Genomic DNA, 15947 nt, shown 5'->3' on the forward strand with positions numbered 1-15947 from the left:
CAAGTGGGTGGATCGGCATTTAGCCTGTCCACCATTTGTCGTTTTAAATCTAACCTCTGATAAATGAAAAAGTACTTCGCGCTCCTGCTGACAACGCTTTTCCTGGGCTGCTCGGGTGGAAGCGATAGGCCTGATCCGCAGCCTACGGACGATGGGAAAGACCGATCGGTAATACTCAAAGCCCTGGCCGAAAACATTGTTATTCCCTCATATGATCAGTTCAAAACAAAATTCGATCTGATGACAGCAAAGTCCAAAGCATTTACGGCCAAACCTGATGCTCAGACTTTGGCAGAATTCCGCAGTGCATGGGCCGATGCATACGTAGCGTGGGAGCGCGTAGAGTTGTTCGACTTCGGTCCGGGAGAAAAACAAACGATCCGGAATTTCTTCAACATCTATCCTGCCAGCGAGGCGGGGATTGCTGCCAACATAGCTGATCCAACATCGAGCCTGGAAGTGCCCGCTTCCTATGCTACCCAGGGCTTCCCTGCGCTCGATTACCTCATCAATGGCCTGGGCACCGGCGATACCGCGATTCTTGCACAGTACACCACCGACAAAGACGCTGCGAAAAGACTCGCGTACATTACCCGCGTGATCACACGCATGGAATCGCTGCTGGGCAAGGTGATCGGCGACTGGAAGGGCGAGTACCTCAATACGTTTATCAGCAAAACCGGCCTCGACATCGGCTCTTCGACCTCGCTGATGGTCAATGGTACGGTGCTGCATTATGAGCGGTACATCCGCTCAGGTAAGTTCGGGATTCCCTCGGGTGCAATGGCCACAGGCATTCCTGCGCCCGAAAAAGTGGAGGCATTTTATAAAAAAGATATTTCCAAAACGTTGGCTCAAACAGCACACAAAGCCTACGTCGATTTCTTCAATGGGAGACACGCCGTGACAGGTGAAGCCGGCCCAGGCCTTAAAACCTACCTGGATGCATTGGGCGCAAAAGACAGCAGTACGGGCAAACTGCTCAGCGAGAGTATCAACGCCCAATTTCAGGCCGCAACCATCAAGCTCGACGCATTGAAACCGAACTTGTACGAAGAGGTTAAAAACAATAACCAGGCCATGAAGGACACCTACACCGAAATGCAAAAGGCTGTACGGATGCTGAAAGTGGACATGACCTCGGCCATGAGCATTACCATTACCTATACCGACAACGACGGGGACTAGTTGAACACTATGCGGGCATATCTGCAAAAATATACCTCGGCGGCTCCCCTGGCAGTATTCAGGGCCATTTTCGGGTTGATGCTGCTGATCAGCACAGGCCGCTTTGTCGCTTTGGGATGGGTCAGGGAGTTGTATATCACCCCGCGGTTCTTTTTCCCCTTTTATGGCTTCGGGTTTGTCAAGCCGCTCGGCGAATGGACTTACCTCCTATTCGCGATCTGCGGCATTTCGGCGTTACTTGTTGCCGTCGGTTGGTACTACCGGCTGGCGTCCATGGCGCTTTTCATAAGTTTCACCTACATCGAGCTCATAGACAAAAGCACCTATCTGAATCACTACTATTTTGTGAGCCTGATTTGTTTTATGCTCATTTTTCTGCCGGCAAATACGGTTTTTTCAGTAGATGCAGGCCGGAATGCGGCATTACGCGCAGGCCAAATCCCAGCCTGGTGCGTCGACAGCATTCGTGTGATCGTTTGCATGCTGTACTTCTACGCAGGCATCGCCAAACTCAACAGCGACTGGCTCTTGGAAGCGTTACCCATGAAAATATGGTTACCGGCCAAAAATGATACGCCCATCATCGGCTCATTGTTCAACCATTTGGAAACGGCTTACATTTTCAGCTGGATCGGTTGCGTGTATGATTTGGGCGTTGGCTTCCTGCTCTGGAACCGCCGGACCAGACGATTTGCTTACGCGTCGGTTGTAGTGTTTCATTTGCTCACGTCGCTGCTCTTCCCAATCGGCATGTTTCCCTACATTATGATCGTGACAGCTCTGGTGTTTTTCCCAGCCGATTTTCATCAGAAACTCATCGACCGCGTGACCCGTCTGCTGCGCTTACCCTCGGCGATCTCAAAGCCAGCGGGCCGTTACCGGTTTCTTGCATTGTTGCAGCCAGCGATTTACACTATTTTCATTGTATTTTTTGTATTCCAAATCGCCTTCCCTTTTCGGTATCTGCTCTACCCCGAAGAGCTTTTCTGGACGGAGGAAGGCTACCGTTTTTCATGGAGGGTTATGTTGATGGAAAAAGCGGGTTACACGCAATTTACCGTCACGGACGCCACTGGAAAGCGCCAGATCGTAAATAACAACGATTTTCTGACCCGCTTGCAGGAAAAAATGATGTCGACACAGCCCGATATGATCCTTCAATACGCACACATGCTGCGCGACTATTACGCGGCGCACGGCTTCACGCACCCGCAGGTGTACGTGGATTCGTACGTAGCCCTGAACGGCCGCACAGGTAAACCATTGATCGCACCCGACGTGGATTTGGCACAACAAAACGATTCGTTCCGACACAAGTCCTGGATTACCCCATTTGAAAATGAAATTAAAGGTCTTTAAACTCTTACCCCTCCTGCTGCTGATCGGCAGTCTTTCCGTAGCTCAAACAAAGCTGTCGGGCCGCATTTTTTCCAAATCCGACTCCTCGGCCATCAGAGGCTGCACTATTTTTCTGAACGAAAACCTGACCGCCATCACCGATCAGGAAGGCAACTTCATTTTCACATCGGTACCCAATGGTAATTATACACTCCAAACGACGCTGTCAGGCTACCGCATCGAGAAGAAGCATTTCAATGCCCGAGGCAAAGACCTGCATTTCGACCTTTACCTGACCTCTTCCGAGCAAAACCTGGAAGAATTGACCGTCAAGGAAAAAACGGCCGATTTCGGTTTCTCGCGGTTACGCGGCGTGGAGAGCATGGGAATTTATGAAGGCAAAAAGTCGGAAGTGATCTCCCCCGAGCAGCTGGTTGCCAATTTATCGACCAACAATGCACGGCAGGTTTACTCGCGTGTAGCAGGGCTGAATATCTGGGAAAACGAAGGCGGGGGCTTACAGCTCAATATCGGCGGCCGCGGCCTGGACCCGAACCGGACGGCCAATTTCAATGTGCGGCAGAACGGTCACGACATCAGCGCTGATGCCCTGGGTTATCCCGAAAGCTACTATACCCCTCCTATCGAGGCGGTCGGTAAGATCCAGATCGTGCGCGGCGCAGCCTCGCTGCAATATGGTACGCAGTTCGGCGGATTGATCAATTTTGTCATGAAAAAACCAGTTCAGGATCGCAAGATCGAGGTGGTAGCACGGCAGAGCGTGGGTTCATTCGGATTTTACAATGCGTTTACCAGCGCTAGCGGAACGGTGGGTAAATTAAGCTACTATACCTTTTTCCAATACAAAAGAGCCGACGGCTGGCGGGCGAACTCGCGGTTCAACAACTATACTTTCTATACCGACCTGGACTACAAGCTTTCGGATAAAACCACAATCGGCCTTGATATCACACACATGCATTATCTGGCCAAGCAGCCAGGCGGACTTTCTGATGCTATGTTTGCGGATAACCCACACCAGACCAACCGCGAACGCAACTGGTTCAATGTCAACTGGAATATGGCAGCGGTACATTTTGATCATCGCTTCAATGCGGGCAACGAATTCAATCTGCGCATTTTCGGACTGGCCGCCAACCGCTATTCGCTTGGTTTCCGCCCCAACCGGGTGGCGACCATCGACGACAATAGCGAGCGCGATCTGATCAAAGGTGATTTCACCAACTGGGGAGCCGAAGCCCGCTACCTGAAAAGGTATTCTTTTGCCAAGAAAATGTCGGTATTGCTGCTCGGAGGGCGCTATTATTATGGTTATAACCACAACTTGCAGGGATTGGGCAGCAAAGGGAAGGACGCAGATTTTACATTCGTAGAGCCCGACAGGTTCATCACCTACGACTACCGCTTCCCAAACCGAAATGTAGCCCTTTTTGCAGAAAATATCTTTTATCTCACTGACAAGCTCTCGATCACGCCGGGCTTGCGTTTTGAATACATTAAAACCACCGCGGACGGCTATTACGGCAACATCGCCCGCGACCTTGCGGGTAATGTGATCAACATCTCGCGGACCGACGAGTACCGCACCAACGGCCGCCATTTCCTGCTTGCAGGCATTGGTATCGGCTACAAGCCTGTCGAAAAACTGGAGCTTTACGGCAACATCTCCCAAAACTACCGCTCGATTACGTTCAGCGATATGCGCATAGCCAACCCATCCTCGGTCATCGACCCGAACTTGAAGGATGAGAAAGGCTATTCGATTGACCTGGGCGTGCGCAGCCATCAAACCTCGCTGTTTAATTACGACGTGAGCCTTTTTTACCTCAATTATGACAATCGTATCGGCGAAGTGCAGTTTTATGATGAAAGCAACCGCGTGCTGCGGCTGAGAAGTAACGTCGGCCAGGCGATTATCATGGGTATTGAATCTTACGCGGAAGCTGATTTCCTCAGGCTCGCAAGGCCTGAGCAGGCGGATTGGAGTGGTGTGCTGTTTGGGAATGTCGCATTCATTAAATCCGAATACAAACACAGCGAGATCCCGGGCGTGCAGGGGAATCAGGTAGAATTTGTCCCTGAAATCAACCTAAAAACCGGCTTACGGCTGGGCTACAAAAAGTTGAAAGGCTCGTTCCAGCTTACCCATCTTACCGACCAGTATTCCGAAGCAACCAATGCGGTAGACGGCGGAGTATCATCGGTGGTCGGGCTTATCCCAGCGTACAAAATCATGGACGTGAGCCTGTCTTACGAATGGAAACGGTTCCGCATTGAAGGCAGCGTCAACAACCTGACCAACCAGATGTATTTTACCCGCCGGGCAACAGGCTATCCCGGTCCAGGTATCCTGCCATCCGACGGGCGGGGCTTTTACCTGACATTGCAGGTTAAAATTTAAACTTAGGCAACCGGCGCTGAGTGCAGCGCAATGCGGTTTCCCTCTGAATCGATAAACGCGGCCATGTAGCCGTATTCGGGGCTGATCTGTGTTTTGGGAACCATTACCCTGCCACCAGCATCGGCTACGCGGTCCAGCACGATTTGGACATCCGGATTTGCGTTCAGGTAAATTAATGGTCCTTCTGTGGCGGAAGGCTTATGGAACCCACCACTGTATACGAGCGCCCCGCCTACCCCGGCTGCCGGGTTGTCGATCGGGAACATGCGCATTTTAAGGTTGGGCGTGTCGAGCGGAAAGAGCTTAATCTGAAAAATCGACTCGTAGAAAGCGGTAGCGCGATCCAGGTCGGTGGTTGGTATTTCAAACCAGCTGATAGCATTGTCCATAGATGTCCGATGTTTAGGGATTAGAATGGCAATGTAGTTAATCCCGGCGGTATTTTCCTAACAGAATACCCAGATGAAAACCCATTACTGCGCTAGGATGAAATTCGCTTTCATTCGGGTGAATGCGTTGCCAACTGTCGTAAATGCCTTTGATATCCGAGTCGGGTATGCCTGATGAATGCGAAGTGGTAGCAATATTACGGAACCCGATACCGGTAAAAACATCGAAAACAAACCGGCCCGGGGTTATAAACTGCCAGCCAAAACGGGCATGCCCTGCCACAACGTCTTTGTCGACCCTCACGTCCTGGTTCTGAAAAAAACTGCACGGGCCCCAGGGCGAATCGCACTCCCTGCCCGCCCACTGGCTTTCGCGGTAGACCACTTTTTTATATAAGACCTCAGGCCCGGCGTAGGCGCGCATCCTTCGTTTCTCGACAAAATACCACCTCAAATGCGTCCGGCTTTTGAAGGTTTCCTTATCCGGCCGCCGGGTATTATCGTGATACCAGCCATTGAAAGAAGAATTTCCATAGCCCAGATCCTGCTGTATCGCAAAATCGCCTTTCCCAAAGGGTATTTCAACACCGAATTGAATGGTATTATCCAGATCAAACATGGGCAGTGGCGAGTACTTGACGATTACATGCCGTTTGGCAGTTTCTACATCAAACTGAGCCAGGCAGGCGCAAAACGAACATAAGAATATCGAAATGGTAAACAGGCTGGTTCTCATAGCACAGGAATCTTGCTAAGAAATTCCAGACTGTCCGAATCGTCGTATTTGTATTGATAAAGACCTTCTTTACCGGTGACGATCAGTTGGTTGTTCCGCACGATCACATCGTAGGCCGGATCCTGTTGGAAGAAGTGCTTTTGAATAGGCACCTTAGGATCGCTGATATCCATCATCCGAAAGCCCTTGTCGCCTTCACATACAAACAGTTTATTGCCTGACACACCCAATCCGTATGGCGAATCCATCCGGTGGCTACCTGCTAATTGCGGCTTGGCCGGGTCGCTGATATCGACCACATCCAACGAACTGAAAGCGGTGCCCGTCCGGCAGGTTACACCCGCACGCAACGTCACATAAGCGTAACGCCCCTGCACGACCACCGGATCGCAGGAAAATACGTGCGTGTATTTGGACAACAATACAGGGGCATTCGGCTTGGTATTGTCGTAAATGTACATGCCGTCCATTGCACCGATGAACAGGTTTTTCTGGTAAGGAAAAATCGTTTCGATGCCAAAGCCCATATTTTGGGTTTCTGTCTTGGTAGGATTTGCTGCATCATTAATATCGTATACTTCGAGCGATTGTTTTGAGACGATATACAACGTGTTGCCGGTAATAGCGAAGCGCGCCATCGAGCCGCCCGCTCCCGTTTGAGGGCTGGGTCCGGAATCGGCCTTCTCGCCATCGCAGGCATTCAACAGCAGCATCAGGCCGATCGCCGCAAGCCCGAGGAATAAAAGAGGTATCAACTTTTTCATAGCTAAATCAATATCGTTCAGTGACTACCGGTAACATTTGGGTTGCCTGGCCATATCCACTTTTTCCCAATCCACTACGATGCCCTTTTTCTCGTCGGCGCATTCGAAATAGACGCCCTGCAACGGCGGATAGTTATGAACGGGGATGGCACCAGGAATGCTTTTTACCACTTTGGGGACCTTCGGATCGGCGATGTTTATCACCAGCAGGTTCGAGAAGTTGTCCGCATACAGCCAATTGTCCTTCACGGCGATGTCGTAGTTGCCCAGGATCGAGACAAATGAAAGGTTTTCAGGCTTTTTGGGATCGGTATTGTCAATGATATGAATGCCCTTGCCTAGCTCGTTGATGAACAGATACCGGTCGAATGTATATATTTTCCCCGGCGTTTTGAGCGCCTGGGCCGCCTGAACCTCCACTTTGGATACCTCATCGGGACTTTTGTAAACGGGCCGGTAGCCTGTTCCGTCGAATTTCACATTGCCCACAAAGGGCTCCGAGTCCCTGGGATAACATGAGAGCATCAGTAATGCGAGGCAACTTGCAAGTAAAGTTCTTTTCATGGCGATGACCGGATTGAATTTCTGGATTTTAGACACCATGTTGCATTTAAACGTTGCAACACCTTCTACGGCTTTCGCTAAATAACTAAGTATTTGAGCTTTACCGGAATTGTTGTACCTTATAACCAATCCTCATATTCACCATCTTCTGTCACCCCTCTGTTATGAAAAAGCTCCTTAAAATCGTGGGCATTCTCCTTGTGGTGCTCATTCTGGCCGCCGCGGCCGCTACTACCTATGTAAAAACTGCACTTCCTGATGTCGGCGAAGCCCCCGTCATGTCCGTTGAAAGAACGCCCGAGCGGATCGAGCGAGGAAAGTATCTTGCCAACCACGTCGCAGTCTGCGTGGATTGCCATAGTACCCGCGACTGGACACTATTTTCGGCCCCATTGGCTGCCGGCAATTTCGGTGGCGGTGGCGAGGTCTTCAATCGGGATATGGGCTTTCCCGGCGTGTTTTATGCAAGAAACATCACACCTTACGGAATCGGCAAATGGACCGACGGCGAGGTTTTCCGCGCCATTACCACCGGTACCAGCAGGGACGGCACGGCGCTGTTTCCCATTATGCCCTACCGGAATTACGGCCAGCTCGACCAGGAGGATATTTACAGCCTCATCGCGTACGTACGCACCCTCGCGCCGGTCAAGCATGACATAGCTGCTCCCGAGTATGACTTCCCGGTCAATATCCTGATCAATACAATGCCGACGAAAGCAAACCTGACTAAGCGCCCGTCGGAAACCGACCAGGTCGCCTACGGCCGCTATGTAGCCACCGCGGCAAGCTGTGTAGAATGCCACAGCAAGCGTGAGAAAGGTGAAAAAGTGCCTGGGACGGAATTTGGCGGCGGTATGGAATTTATCATGCCAAACGGCATTACCACCTCCGCGAACATTTCGCCCGACAAAACCAACGGCATCGGTACCTGGACGGCCGATGCATTTGTGCAGCGCTTTAAGCCCTACGCCGATTCGAGCTATAAGCCACACAAGATCGCTCCTAATGAAATGAACACCCCAATGCCGTGGACGATGTATGCAGGTATGAAGGAAAGTGATCTGAGGGCGATTTTCGCTTACCTGCAAACGGTGAAGCCGCAGAGCAACAAGGTGGTTAAATTCAGACCGAAACTGGCTAGCGCCGACTAGGAACAAAAAACGGGGATCTGCATTCCGCAAGATCCCCTCCTACCACGCAATTACCGTGGTTTCTCAAACTGGAACTACCAGCAGAAACCAGGATTTCGCGTACATGGAGGGAAACTCTTTGTCAGACTCGAGCAGAAGGAGGTCGCGATGCGCGTTTAATGGTCATTCCAGCAATAGCGCCCTTCGCATTCGCGAAAACTCTGCCGGATAGGGTGCCCGGATAGTTACCATTTCTTTTGTAAAAGGATGCACAAATTCCAACCCCACCGCATGCAGCATCATCTGCATCATATTCAGATGCTCTTTGAAATACCGGTTCTGTTTGTTACATCCATGCGGGCGGTCGCCGATGATCGGATGTAGAATGTGCGCCATGTGCTTGCGGAGCTGGTGCATTCTTCCCGTGACGGGATTTAGCTTCACCAACGAGTAGCGGGATGTAGGGTGTTTTCCGACGGCAAACGGTACTTCACTGCGCATTAATGTCTCGAAATGGGTTACAGCATTCTGCGTGACGCCATCGTCACGTTTTAGAGGGTAGTCAATCGTTCCTGTGTCAGGAGTATAGCCTCTCACGATGGCATGATAGGTCTTGGTAATCTCGCCGTCCATAAATTTGCGCTGCATTTCACCGTTGGTCGGTTCATCCAAGGCAAATAGCAGCACGCCGGAGGTTTTGCGATCCAGGCGGTGGACGGGGTACACTTTCCTGCCCAATTGATCGCGCAGCAGCTGCACGGCGAAAACATCTGCGTCGTTGGCGATAGGCGATCGGTGTACGAGCAGGCCGTTGGGCTTATTGATGGCTACCAGGTGCTCGCACTGAAATAAAATTTCTAACGGGTCCATTCTGAAATGTAAAAGCGGGGAATTTTATCCCAAACGAGGCGGTCAATGTGTCGAAACTAGCCCACGAAAAACACAGCCGACAGAGGCGCCGCTTGTCAATGGGGCTCGTGGTTCTTTCTGGAATGCCGTATCCTGAACCGGATCACGCCCCATAGTACGAGATACAATATCCCCAGCAACATCCCGATCTCCATCGCGAACACCCAGGCGGTACGATCCAGCAGACTTTCGAAGAGATTATTGATGATGGCCCCCGGCTCATGGATAATGTCCCAGCTGTTCATCCGGCGCACGCGGCCTAGATATACGCCAAAGCCAGCCAGCGGAAGGCTTAAAAGCAGCAGCGTATTGGCTGGCTTCCGTTCGAATACCCTACGCCAGGAGCGGTGGATCCAATAAAGCGATACCAGACCATTGAAAAGGCTAACTTCCGCATAGGAAAACAGCATAATGATGTCGTGCCACGTCAAATCACGTTGGTAATCCACCGTCAGATGCGCCAGGTCGGTGATCATATAAGGCGCATTCGGGAAGAATGAGAGCCAGGCAATGCTGAGAATCCCTAAAACAAATGGAATGTGTCCGAAACGCTTCGTGAGGTTATCCGCCATAAAGGCAATAATGAGCGGTATCCAGCTCAGAAACAGGTTCCAATCGAGCGAAAAGTCAACCGGGGAGTTGAAAAGGATGCGGACAAGGTGAAAAAATACCGCAAGCAAGCTCAGAAGCAAAAGCAGTAACAGCGAAAACAAGCCCTCCATCGTAATGATGGGAGGATCGGATACGCTGAATTTATAATTCCTTATCCAATCTATCAAACGGTCCAAGTGCACGTAATTTAAGTTCTTTCATGACGATTAAGCAAGACAAACAATGCCCACGTCTGACCAACTCTGATTAAGAGGCCTGTGCCTCAGTAGGGTTTACGGTTTTCGGCTGATCCTTTTTAGGTCTCCTCCGCTTGTTCCTGCGCTTGGGTTTACCACTCGCAGCCGGCGCTACGGCCATTGCTGCATCATTAGCCGCCAAAGTTGCAGTTTCTGCGCTTGTGGTCCCTTGGGGCTTCGTTTCGCGATGCGGTTTCCTCGAGGATGGCGCACCCGAGCCGGCTTTTTTCCTGTTCTTCCTGTTGTTGTTATTACGTCCCCCGGAGCGAAAACGTGGCGGCTCAAATACAGGAGCCTCGCCCAGCCCCAGTTCGGCAGTCACGGATTTTTTCTCCAACTCCTTTTCAAAAAGCCTTTCGATCTTCAAGACATATTTCTGATCGTGCTCGTTGATGAACGTTATCGCCGTGCCTTTTGATTCGGCACGTGCCGTACGCCCTATACGGTGCACGTAATCTTCGGGGTCGCGGGGAACGTCGTAGTTCACCACATGGCTGAGATTATCAATATCTATGCCGCGGGATAATACATCGGTCGCTACAAGGATCGGGAACTGCCGGTTTTTGAAATCACGCAATACGATTTCTCTTTCCCCTTGCTCCGAATCTGATGAAATCCCATGCGCGCCTAGTCTCAATTTACGCAATGCCCGCACGATCGGCTCTACGTTGGATTTACGGGAAGTGAACAGTACCATGCTGATATTTTCGACGCCCTTCAGCAAATGCATGAGCAATGGCAGTTTCTGCTCGTCTTTGGCCAGATAAAATTGCTGGTCAATCCGGTCGGCGGGGCGGGAAACCGCCAGTCTGATCTCTTCTGGGTCTTTCAGAATGCGTTTGGCCAGATCACCGATCTTGGACGGCATAGTGGCCGAAAACATCAATGTCTGCCGCTCATTGGGCAGATAGCTCATGATTTTCAGGATATCGCCCAAAAAGCCCATATCCAGCATACGATCGGCCTCATCAAGGACCAAATGCCGCAGGTCACGGAAATGGACGTAGCCTAGCTGCAAATGCGCGATGAGCCTGCCCGGCGTGGCAATGATAATATCCGCACCCTGGGTCAACGCTTTCTTCTGCTGGTCCCATTCCGGGCCTTTGTTACCTCCATACACGGCAATGCTGGTAGCGCCCACAAAATAACCCAAGCCCTGGATCTGCTGGTCGATCTGCACCGCAAGCTCGCGGGTAGGCACCAAAATCAGTGCGCCGGTATGCGCATTGGCCTCATGGGCAACTTTGTCCAGAATGGGGATCAGGTACGCGGCGGTTTTGCCGGTTCCCGTTTGAGCGCAGGCAAGCAGGTCCTTGCCGCTGAGAATGTGTGGTATAGCCTGCTCCTGGATAGGCGTTGCCTGTTGGTAGTTCATGGAATCCACGGCGTTCAGAACGTCTTCGTGGAGTTCAAATTCGTTGAAATTCAAAATTCAGCTTTTAAAATCCGCAAATCCGTTGATTTACAGATGTGTTATACATATAGCTGACCTTGATTTTCCCAGTCAGCAAACCGCTCGATTTGAACAAATATAACGAATATGTGCCAGAACGACAAGAAAGGTGCGAAACGACCCTGTAAAAGATTCACTACACGACTGGGTCAGGTTTGGTCATTCGTGGTCAGGTTTGGTCATTTGTAGTCAGGTGTGGTCAGACATAGCCAGGTGTAGCCAGGTATAGTCATCGAGCGAAAAACAATCCCCGACAAAGACTACATCTGACTACACCTGACAAAATCTGACTACACTTGACAAAACCTGACTACACCTGACCACACTTGACTATAACTTCCTGAAACAATGCAGTTTTCAGACGCTGACTGCCGTCAGGTCATTGGCTTCTTCGGGCGTGTAAAGTCTGGAACGGGTGATGAAACGCACACCCAAAGGTATCTCCAGGGAGAAACTCGCGCCCCGGCCGGGCACGACATCGATCGTCAGCTGGGTATGCTGCCAGTACTCGAACTGGTCGCGGCTCATAAAAAACGCACAGCCCGCTATTTCCCCTAACAATACATCACTTTCCGAGACGCGGAATTCTCCTTTCGGAAAACACATGGGCTGCGAGCCATCACAACACCCTCCACTCTGATGAAACATCAACTCTCCGTGCAACTCCCGAAGCTGGTCGACAACCTTTTCGGCTTCGAGAGTAATCAGAACGCGCTCCGTCATAACATCCTTAGAAAAATCCCAGCTTGTTCTTGTCGTATGAAATCAGCATGTTCTTGGTCTGGCGGTAGTAACCGAGCATCATTTTGTGGTTTTCCCGGCCAAAACCCGACTTTTTGTAACCACCGAACGGAGCGTGGGCGGGATAGGCGTGATAGTTGTTCACCCACACCCTACCCGCCAGGATCGCCCGTGGTACCTGATAAATCTCGTGCGCGTCGCGCGTCCACACGCCTGCACCCAATCCATATAATGTGTCGTTAGCAATGGCAATAGCTTCCTCGGTGGTTTTGAAAGTGGTCACACATACTACCGGACCAAATATCTCCTCCTGGAAAATCCGCATTTTATTATGGCCCTTGAAAATCGTAGGCTGAATGTAGTAGCCGCCCGAAATACCGTTTTCGAAGGTCTGCGCATCGCCACCGGTGAGAACTTCCGCGCCTTCCTCCTTGCCTATTTTTAGATATGACAAAATCTTTTCGTACTGATCGTTCGATGCCTGCGCACCCATCATGGTCGTGCCGTCGAGCGGATGCCCCATTTTGATTGCCTTCGTGCGCTGGATAACCCTTTCGATGAATTTGTCGTAAATGCTCTCATGCACAAGCATCCGCGACGGACAGGTACAAACTTCGCCCTGGTTCAATGCAAACAGCACCGCACCTTCGATAGCTTTGTCCAGAAATGCGTCATCCTCGTCCATCACCGACGGGAAGAAAATATTCGGCGATTTACCGCCCAGCTCCATCGTCACCGGCACAAGGTTGTCGGAAGCGTACTGCATAATAAGCCGTCCGGTAGTGGTTTCACCCGTGAATGCAACCTTAGCCACCCGCGGCGACGATGCGAGCGGTTTACCGGCTTCTACGCCGAAGCCGGTAACGATATTGAGCACGCCAGGAGGCAGAATGTCCCCGATCAGCTCCATGAGGACCATAATAGAGGTAGGCGTCTGCTCGGCAGGCTTCACCACCACACAGTTACCGGCAGCCAGTGCAGGAGCGATTTTCCAGGTTGCCATCAATAGCGGGAAATTCCAGGGGATAATCTGCGCCACCACGCCCAGCGGCTCGTGCAGGTTAATGCACACGGTATTTTCGTCATGCTCGGAAATGCTGCCTTCTTCCGCACGGATCACACCCGCGAAGTAGCGGAAATGGTCAACGCAAAGCGGGAGATCGGCTGCACGGGTTTCGCGGATGGCCTTTCCGTTATCGATGGTTTCGACGATGGCCAGGTATTCCAGATTGTCTTCTATCACCTGCGCAATTTTCAGCAGCAGGTTGCTGCGGTTGGTAGCCGAAGTTTTGCTCCAAGCCGGAAATGCGGCATGCGCTGCATCCAGCGCCGCCTCAATGTCCTCTTTCGTCGAACGTGCTGCTTTGGTAAACACCCGCCCGTCAATGGGGGAAATGTTCTCGAAGTACTCGCCTTTGGCCGGCGCTACAAACCGGCCGTTGATATAGTTGTCATATTTATCTTTAAAATCAGGCCTTTTAGCCAGATTTTCGCTGCTGTACGTCTTACCCTCAACTGCCTTGTTTTCGATGATCGTATCCATGATTAAAGGTTATTTTTAGAAATGATTGATAATACAAACCTACTTCCACCAGGCGTTAATCATTGGTACGATCGTGTCAAGTGTTAGGATAATTATCTCATTTTTTCAAAAAAGAGTTATATTTAAATGAGATAATGGGAGGATGGAGGAAAGGGACAATGGGGGAAGGGGCCGCTTTGGGAGGATTCCACTTCTAGTCAGGTGTAGTCATTTGTGGTCAGTTATAGTAAGAGATTGCCAGGGATGATCGGCTATTATCTGAGATTATTTGGAAAAAGGATTTTGATTTAAAATAAAGAGCAATGGCGGGAGGTTTCAGATTGGATCAGGTGGCGGTTTCGGGGGAGAAATCGCTGAAAACATTGGTGGAGAACCGGAGGGCATTTACGCTGGAAAACTGTGAGCTGAACTTGTTCGAAACTTTGCAGCCTTCGGCACTCGTGCCGCTTACATTCCCTGATTTCGTGGTGACGAGCATGCTGCGGGGGAAAAAAGTCATGCATTTGTTCGACCAGCCAGGATTTGACTACCTGCCGGGCGAAACAGTGCTAGTGCCCGCAAATGTGACGATGAAAATCGATTTCCCCGAAGCCCAGCGTGACAACCCCACCCAGTGCATTGCCCTGGCAATCGACCAGATGAAAATTCAGCAGATCGTTGACCGCCTCAGCGAGATGTACCCCCGCGAAGGCCGGCAGCAGTTCTGGTCGTTACAGCACAGCCAGTACCATTTCCTGAATAATATCGAACTCGCGCAGACGCTTAATAAGCTCATTAAAATCTGTTCGGGTTCCGCATTGGGCAAAGACATTCTCGCAGATCTCACCTTGCAGGAGCTCATTGTACATATTATCCAGACCCAACACCTGGCCGCAACCGACGATGCCTCCTATCTGCACGAAGACAGCCCGTTGGCATTTGTCGTGAATTATATCAAAGCCAATATCAGTGAGAAGATTCAGGTGGAAGATCTGAGCGAGAAGGCGTGTATGAGCCGCGCCTCTTTCTACCGCGCATTCAAACGCGAATTCAGCATCAGTCCTCTGGATTTTATCTTGAGGGAAAAGATCAAAAAAGCCAAGCAGCTTTTGTCTCACACCAAAGACAGCATTTCGGATATCTGCTATCAGCTCGGCTTCTCGGATTTAAACTACTTCGGCCGGCAATTCCGCAAATCAGAAGGCATCTCGCCGAGCCAGTACCGGAACGTCGCTAGCCGCGATGAATGACGCTCCGATCAGGTGTGGTCATGTATTGTCATTTGTTGTAATTTATAGTCATGTATTGTCAAATATTGGCAGTATTGGTCAAGCATTATCATATCTGGTCAAGCACGTCATTGAGAGAAAACAATCCCTGACCACAAATGACCATTCATGACAATACATGACTACACTTGACAATACATGACTACACTTGACTACACCTGACACTTCCTTACACAATACGTCCAGCTTTAAGGCGGTCTGTCATCATAATAGAACGGTCGATCCTGACCTGGATTGATTTGGCACTGGCAATGTAATGGATAATGGCCCGTTGGTTTACAGGTTTGGCATTTTCAAAGAGCCGCTTCGCTTCTTCGTCCTGCGCCAATAATTCCTGCAATTCCTCGGGCATATCGCGGCCATATTCGCTATCGTCCTTGCGGACAGTCGCGCGCAGTTTTTGACCCAATACCAGCTTACCTTGCTGGCGGAGCGGGGTGGCTACATTAATATAAAAGCCTCCCCCTCCCTTGGGGCGGATCGCGCATTGAAAATGCACCTGCCCGTTGATCACGCAACGCACACGCGCGGGCTTGCGGCCTTCGACGAATTGCGCGGCCACCTCGTCGGGTACCATCATATAAAATTCGCCTCCCTTTTTGGGGAGGCGTTCTAATATCGATTCAAAATGAACTTCTTCTTCCATCGGAA

15 protein-coding genes are annotated in these 15947 nt (G+C 50.8%); 5 read left to right on the top strand and 10 right to left on the bottom strand.

Translation table 11 applies throughout. The features are described 5' to 3' along the window. Positions 1 to 63 precede the first annotated feature (63 nt). From AC2YIT_RS14600 to AC2YIT_RS14610, 3 genes are read left to right on the top strand one after another with little or no spacing between them, the layout of a single operon-like run. Positions 64 to 1188, top strand: coding sequence for an imelysin family protein (locus AC2YIT_RS14600; protein WP_487279645.1), 1125 nt, complete (start codon positions 64 to 66; stop codon positions 1186 to 1188). 9 nt (positions 1189 to 1197) lie between these two features. Beyond that, positions 1198 to 2547: an HTTM domain-containing protein gene (locus tag AC2YIT_RS14605; protein ID WP_487279646.1), complete on the top strand. Its 1350-nt coding sequence runs from the start codon at positions 1198 to 1200 to the stop codon at positions 2545 to 2547. Beyond that, positions 2528 to 4948: a TonB-dependent receptor domain-containing protein gene (locus AC2YIT_RS14610; RefSeq protein ID WP_487279647.1), complete on the top strand. Its 2421-nt coding sequence runs from the start codon at positions 2528 to 2530 to the stop codon at positions 4946 to 4948. Before AC2YIT_RS14605 ends, AC2YIT_RS14610 begins: the two co-directional genes overlap by 20 nt. A 2-nt stretch (positions 4949 to 4950) precedes the next feature. On the opposite strand, the gene AC2YIT_RS14615 is transcribed toward AC2YIT_RS14610, so the two are convergent. The 4 genes from AC2YIT_RS14615 to AC2YIT_RS14630 are packed head-to-tail and all read right to left on the bottom strand — an operon-like array spanning position 4951 to position 7401. Next, positions 4951 to 5337 carry a VOC family protein gene (locus tag AC2YIT_RS14615; RefSeq protein ID WP_430845656.1) on the bottom strand — a complete coding sequence of 129 codons (387 nt, stop codon included), beginning with the start codon at positions 5335 to 5337 and terminating at the stop codon, positions 4951 to 4953. Positions 5338 to 5374: 37 nt separating this feature from the next. After that, complete coding sequence (locus AC2YIT_RS14620) at positions 5375 to 6073, bottom strand: hypothetical protein (RefSeq protein WP_487279648.1); 699 nt, start codon at positions 6071 to 6073, stop codon at positions 5375 to 5377. Further along, positions 6070 to 6837, bottom strand: a complete 768-nt coding sequence (locus tag AC2YIT_RS14625) for an LVIVD repeat-containing protein (RefSeq protein WP_487279649.1) — start codon at positions 6835 to 6837, stop codon at positions 6070 to 6072. Before AC2YIT_RS14625 ends, AC2YIT_RS14620 begins: the two co-directional genes overlap by 4 nt. Positions 6838 to 6861: 24 nt before the next feature. Then, the gene (locus tag AC2YIT_RS14630) at positions 6862 to 7401 is read right to left on the bottom strand and encodes an LVIVD repeat-containing protein (RefSeq protein WP_430845653.1); all 540 of its coding nucleotides are present in this window, start codon (positions 7399 to 7401) and stop codon (positions 6862 to 6864) included. A gap of 164 nt (positions 7402 to 7565) precedes the next feature. On the opposite strand from AC2YIT_RS14630, the gene AC2YIT_RS14635 reads away from it, so the two are divergent. Continuing rightward, entirely contained in the window at positions 7566 to 8555 is a 990-nt protein-coding gene (locus AC2YIT_RS14635) for a c-type cytochrome (protein ID WP_487279650.1), read from the top strand. A gap of 162 nt (positions 8556 to 8717) precedes the next feature. Here AC2YIT_RS14635 and AC2YIT_RS14640 read toward each other — a convergent pair whose 3' ends face one another. From AC2YIT_RS14640 to AC2YIT_RS14660, 5 genes are all read right to left on the bottom strand, one after another. After that, complete coding sequence (locus tag AC2YIT_RS14640; RefSeq protein ID WP_430845651.1) at positions 8718 to 9404, bottom strand: pseudouridine synthase; 687 nt, start codon at positions 9402 to 9404, stop codon at positions 8718 to 8720. A gap of 95 nt (positions 9405 to 9499) precedes the next feature. Beyond that, entirely contained in the window at positions 9500 to 10231 is a 732-nt protein-coding gene (locus tag AC2YIT_RS14645; RefSeq protein ID WP_430845650.1) for a DUF1361 domain-containing protein, read from the bottom strand. A 70-nt stretch (positions 10232 to 10301) separates the two neighbouring features. Continuing rightward, on the bottom strand, positions 10302 to 11720 hold the full coding sequence (locus AC2YIT_RS14650) for a DEAD/DEAH box helicase (protein WP_487279651.1): 1419 nt from the start codon (positions 11718 to 11720) through the stop codon (positions 10302 to 10304). Positions 11721 to 12101: 381 nt separating this feature from the next. Continuing rightward, on the bottom strand, positions 12102 to 12467 hold the full coding sequence (locus tag AC2YIT_RS14655) for a DUF779 domain-containing protein (RefSeq protein WP_487279652.1): 366 nt from the start codon (positions 12465 to 12467) through the stop codon (positions 12102 to 12104). A gap of 7 nt (positions 12468 to 12474) precedes the next feature. Continuing rightward, positions 12475 to 14028 (bottom strand): aldehyde dehydrogenase family protein, encoded by a 1554-nt coding sequence (locus AC2YIT_RS14660; RefSeq protein WP_487279653.1) that lies wholly within the window; start codon positions 14026 to 14028, stop codon positions 12475 to 12477. A 302-nt stretch (positions 14029 to 14330) separates the two neighbouring features. Between AC2YIT_RS14660 and AC2YIT_RS14665 the strand changes: the two genes are divergently transcribed. Beyond that, a complete protein-coding gene (locus tag AC2YIT_RS14665; RefSeq protein ID WP_487279654.1) occupies positions 14331 to 15257 on the top strand; it encodes an AraC family transcriptional regulator in 927 nt (308 codons plus the stop codon). Between the two features lie 208 nt (positions 15258 to 15465). Here the strand turns inward: AC2YIT_RS14665 and AC2YIT_RS14670 are convergent, their stop codons facing one another. Continuing rightward, on the bottom strand, positions 15466 to 15942 hold the full coding sequence (locus AC2YIT_RS14670) for a DUF1905 domain-containing protein (RefSeq protein ID WP_487279655.1): 477 nt from the start codon (positions 15940 to 15942) through the stop codon (positions 15466 to 15468). Positions 15943 to 15947: the final 5 nt, after the last annotated feature.

This window comes from Dyadobacter sp. SRI_021, from assembly GCF_057586235.1.

What these genes read in the sequence shown, in the direction of transcription:
- AC2YIT_RS14600 (WP_487279645.1), top strand. Translation starts at nt 64, where the DNA reads ATGAAAAAGTACTTCGCGCTCCTGCTGACAACGCTTTTCCTGGGCTGC.
- AC2YIT_RS14605 (WP_487279646.1), top strand. Translation starts at nt 1,198, where the DNA reads ATGCGGGCATATCTGCAAAAATATACCTCGGCGGCTCCCCTGGCAGTA.
- AC2YIT_RS14610 (WP_487279647.1), top strand. Translation starts at nt 2,528, where the DNA reads ATGAAATTAAAGGTCTTTAAACTCTTACCCCTCCTGCTGCTGATCGGC.
- AC2YIT_RS14615 (WP_430845656.1), bottom strand. Translation starts at nt 5,337, where the DNA reads ATGGACAATGCTATCAGCTGGTTTGAAATACCAACCACCGACCTGGAT.
- AC2YIT_RS14620 (WP_487279648.1), bottom strand. Translation starts at nt 6,073, where the DNA reads ATGAGAACCAGCCTGTTTACCATTTCGATATTCTTATGTTCGTTTTGC.
- AC2YIT_RS14625 (WP_487279649.1), bottom strand. Translation starts at nt 6,837, where the DNA reads ATGAAAAAGTTGATACCTCTTTTATTCCTCGGGCTTGCGGCGATCGGC.
- AC2YIT_RS14630 (WP_430845653.1), bottom strand. Translation starts at nt 7,401, where the DNA reads ATGAAAAGAACTTTACTTGCAAGTTGCCTCGCATTACTGATGCTCTCA.
- AC2YIT_RS14635 (WP_487279650.1), top strand. Translation starts at nt 7,566, where the DNA reads ATGAAAAAGCTCCTTAAAATCGTGGGCATTCTCCTTGTGGTGCTCATT.
- AC2YIT_RS14640 (WP_430845651.1), bottom strand. Translation starts at nt 9,404, where the DNA reads ATGGACCCGTTAGAAATTTTATTTCAGTGCGAGCACCTGGTAGCCATC.
- AC2YIT_RS14655 (WP_487279652.1), bottom strand. Translation starts at nt 12,467, where the DNA reads ATGACGGAGCGCGTTCTGATTACTCTCGAAGCCGAAAAGGTTGTCGAC.
- AC2YIT_RS14660 (WP_487279653.1), bottom strand. Translation starts at nt 14,028, where the DNA reads ATGGATACGATCATCGAAAACAAGGCAGTTGAGGGTAAGACGTACAGC.
- AC2YIT_RS14665 (WP_487279654.1), top strand. Translation starts at nt 14,331, where the DNA reads ATGGCGGGAGGTTTCAGATTGGATCAGGTGGCGGTTTCGGGGGAGAAA.
- AC2YIT_RS14670 (WP_487279655.1), bottom strand. Translation starts at nt 15,942, where the DNA reads ATGGAAGAAGAAGTTCATTTTGAATCGATATTAGAACGCCTCCCCAAA.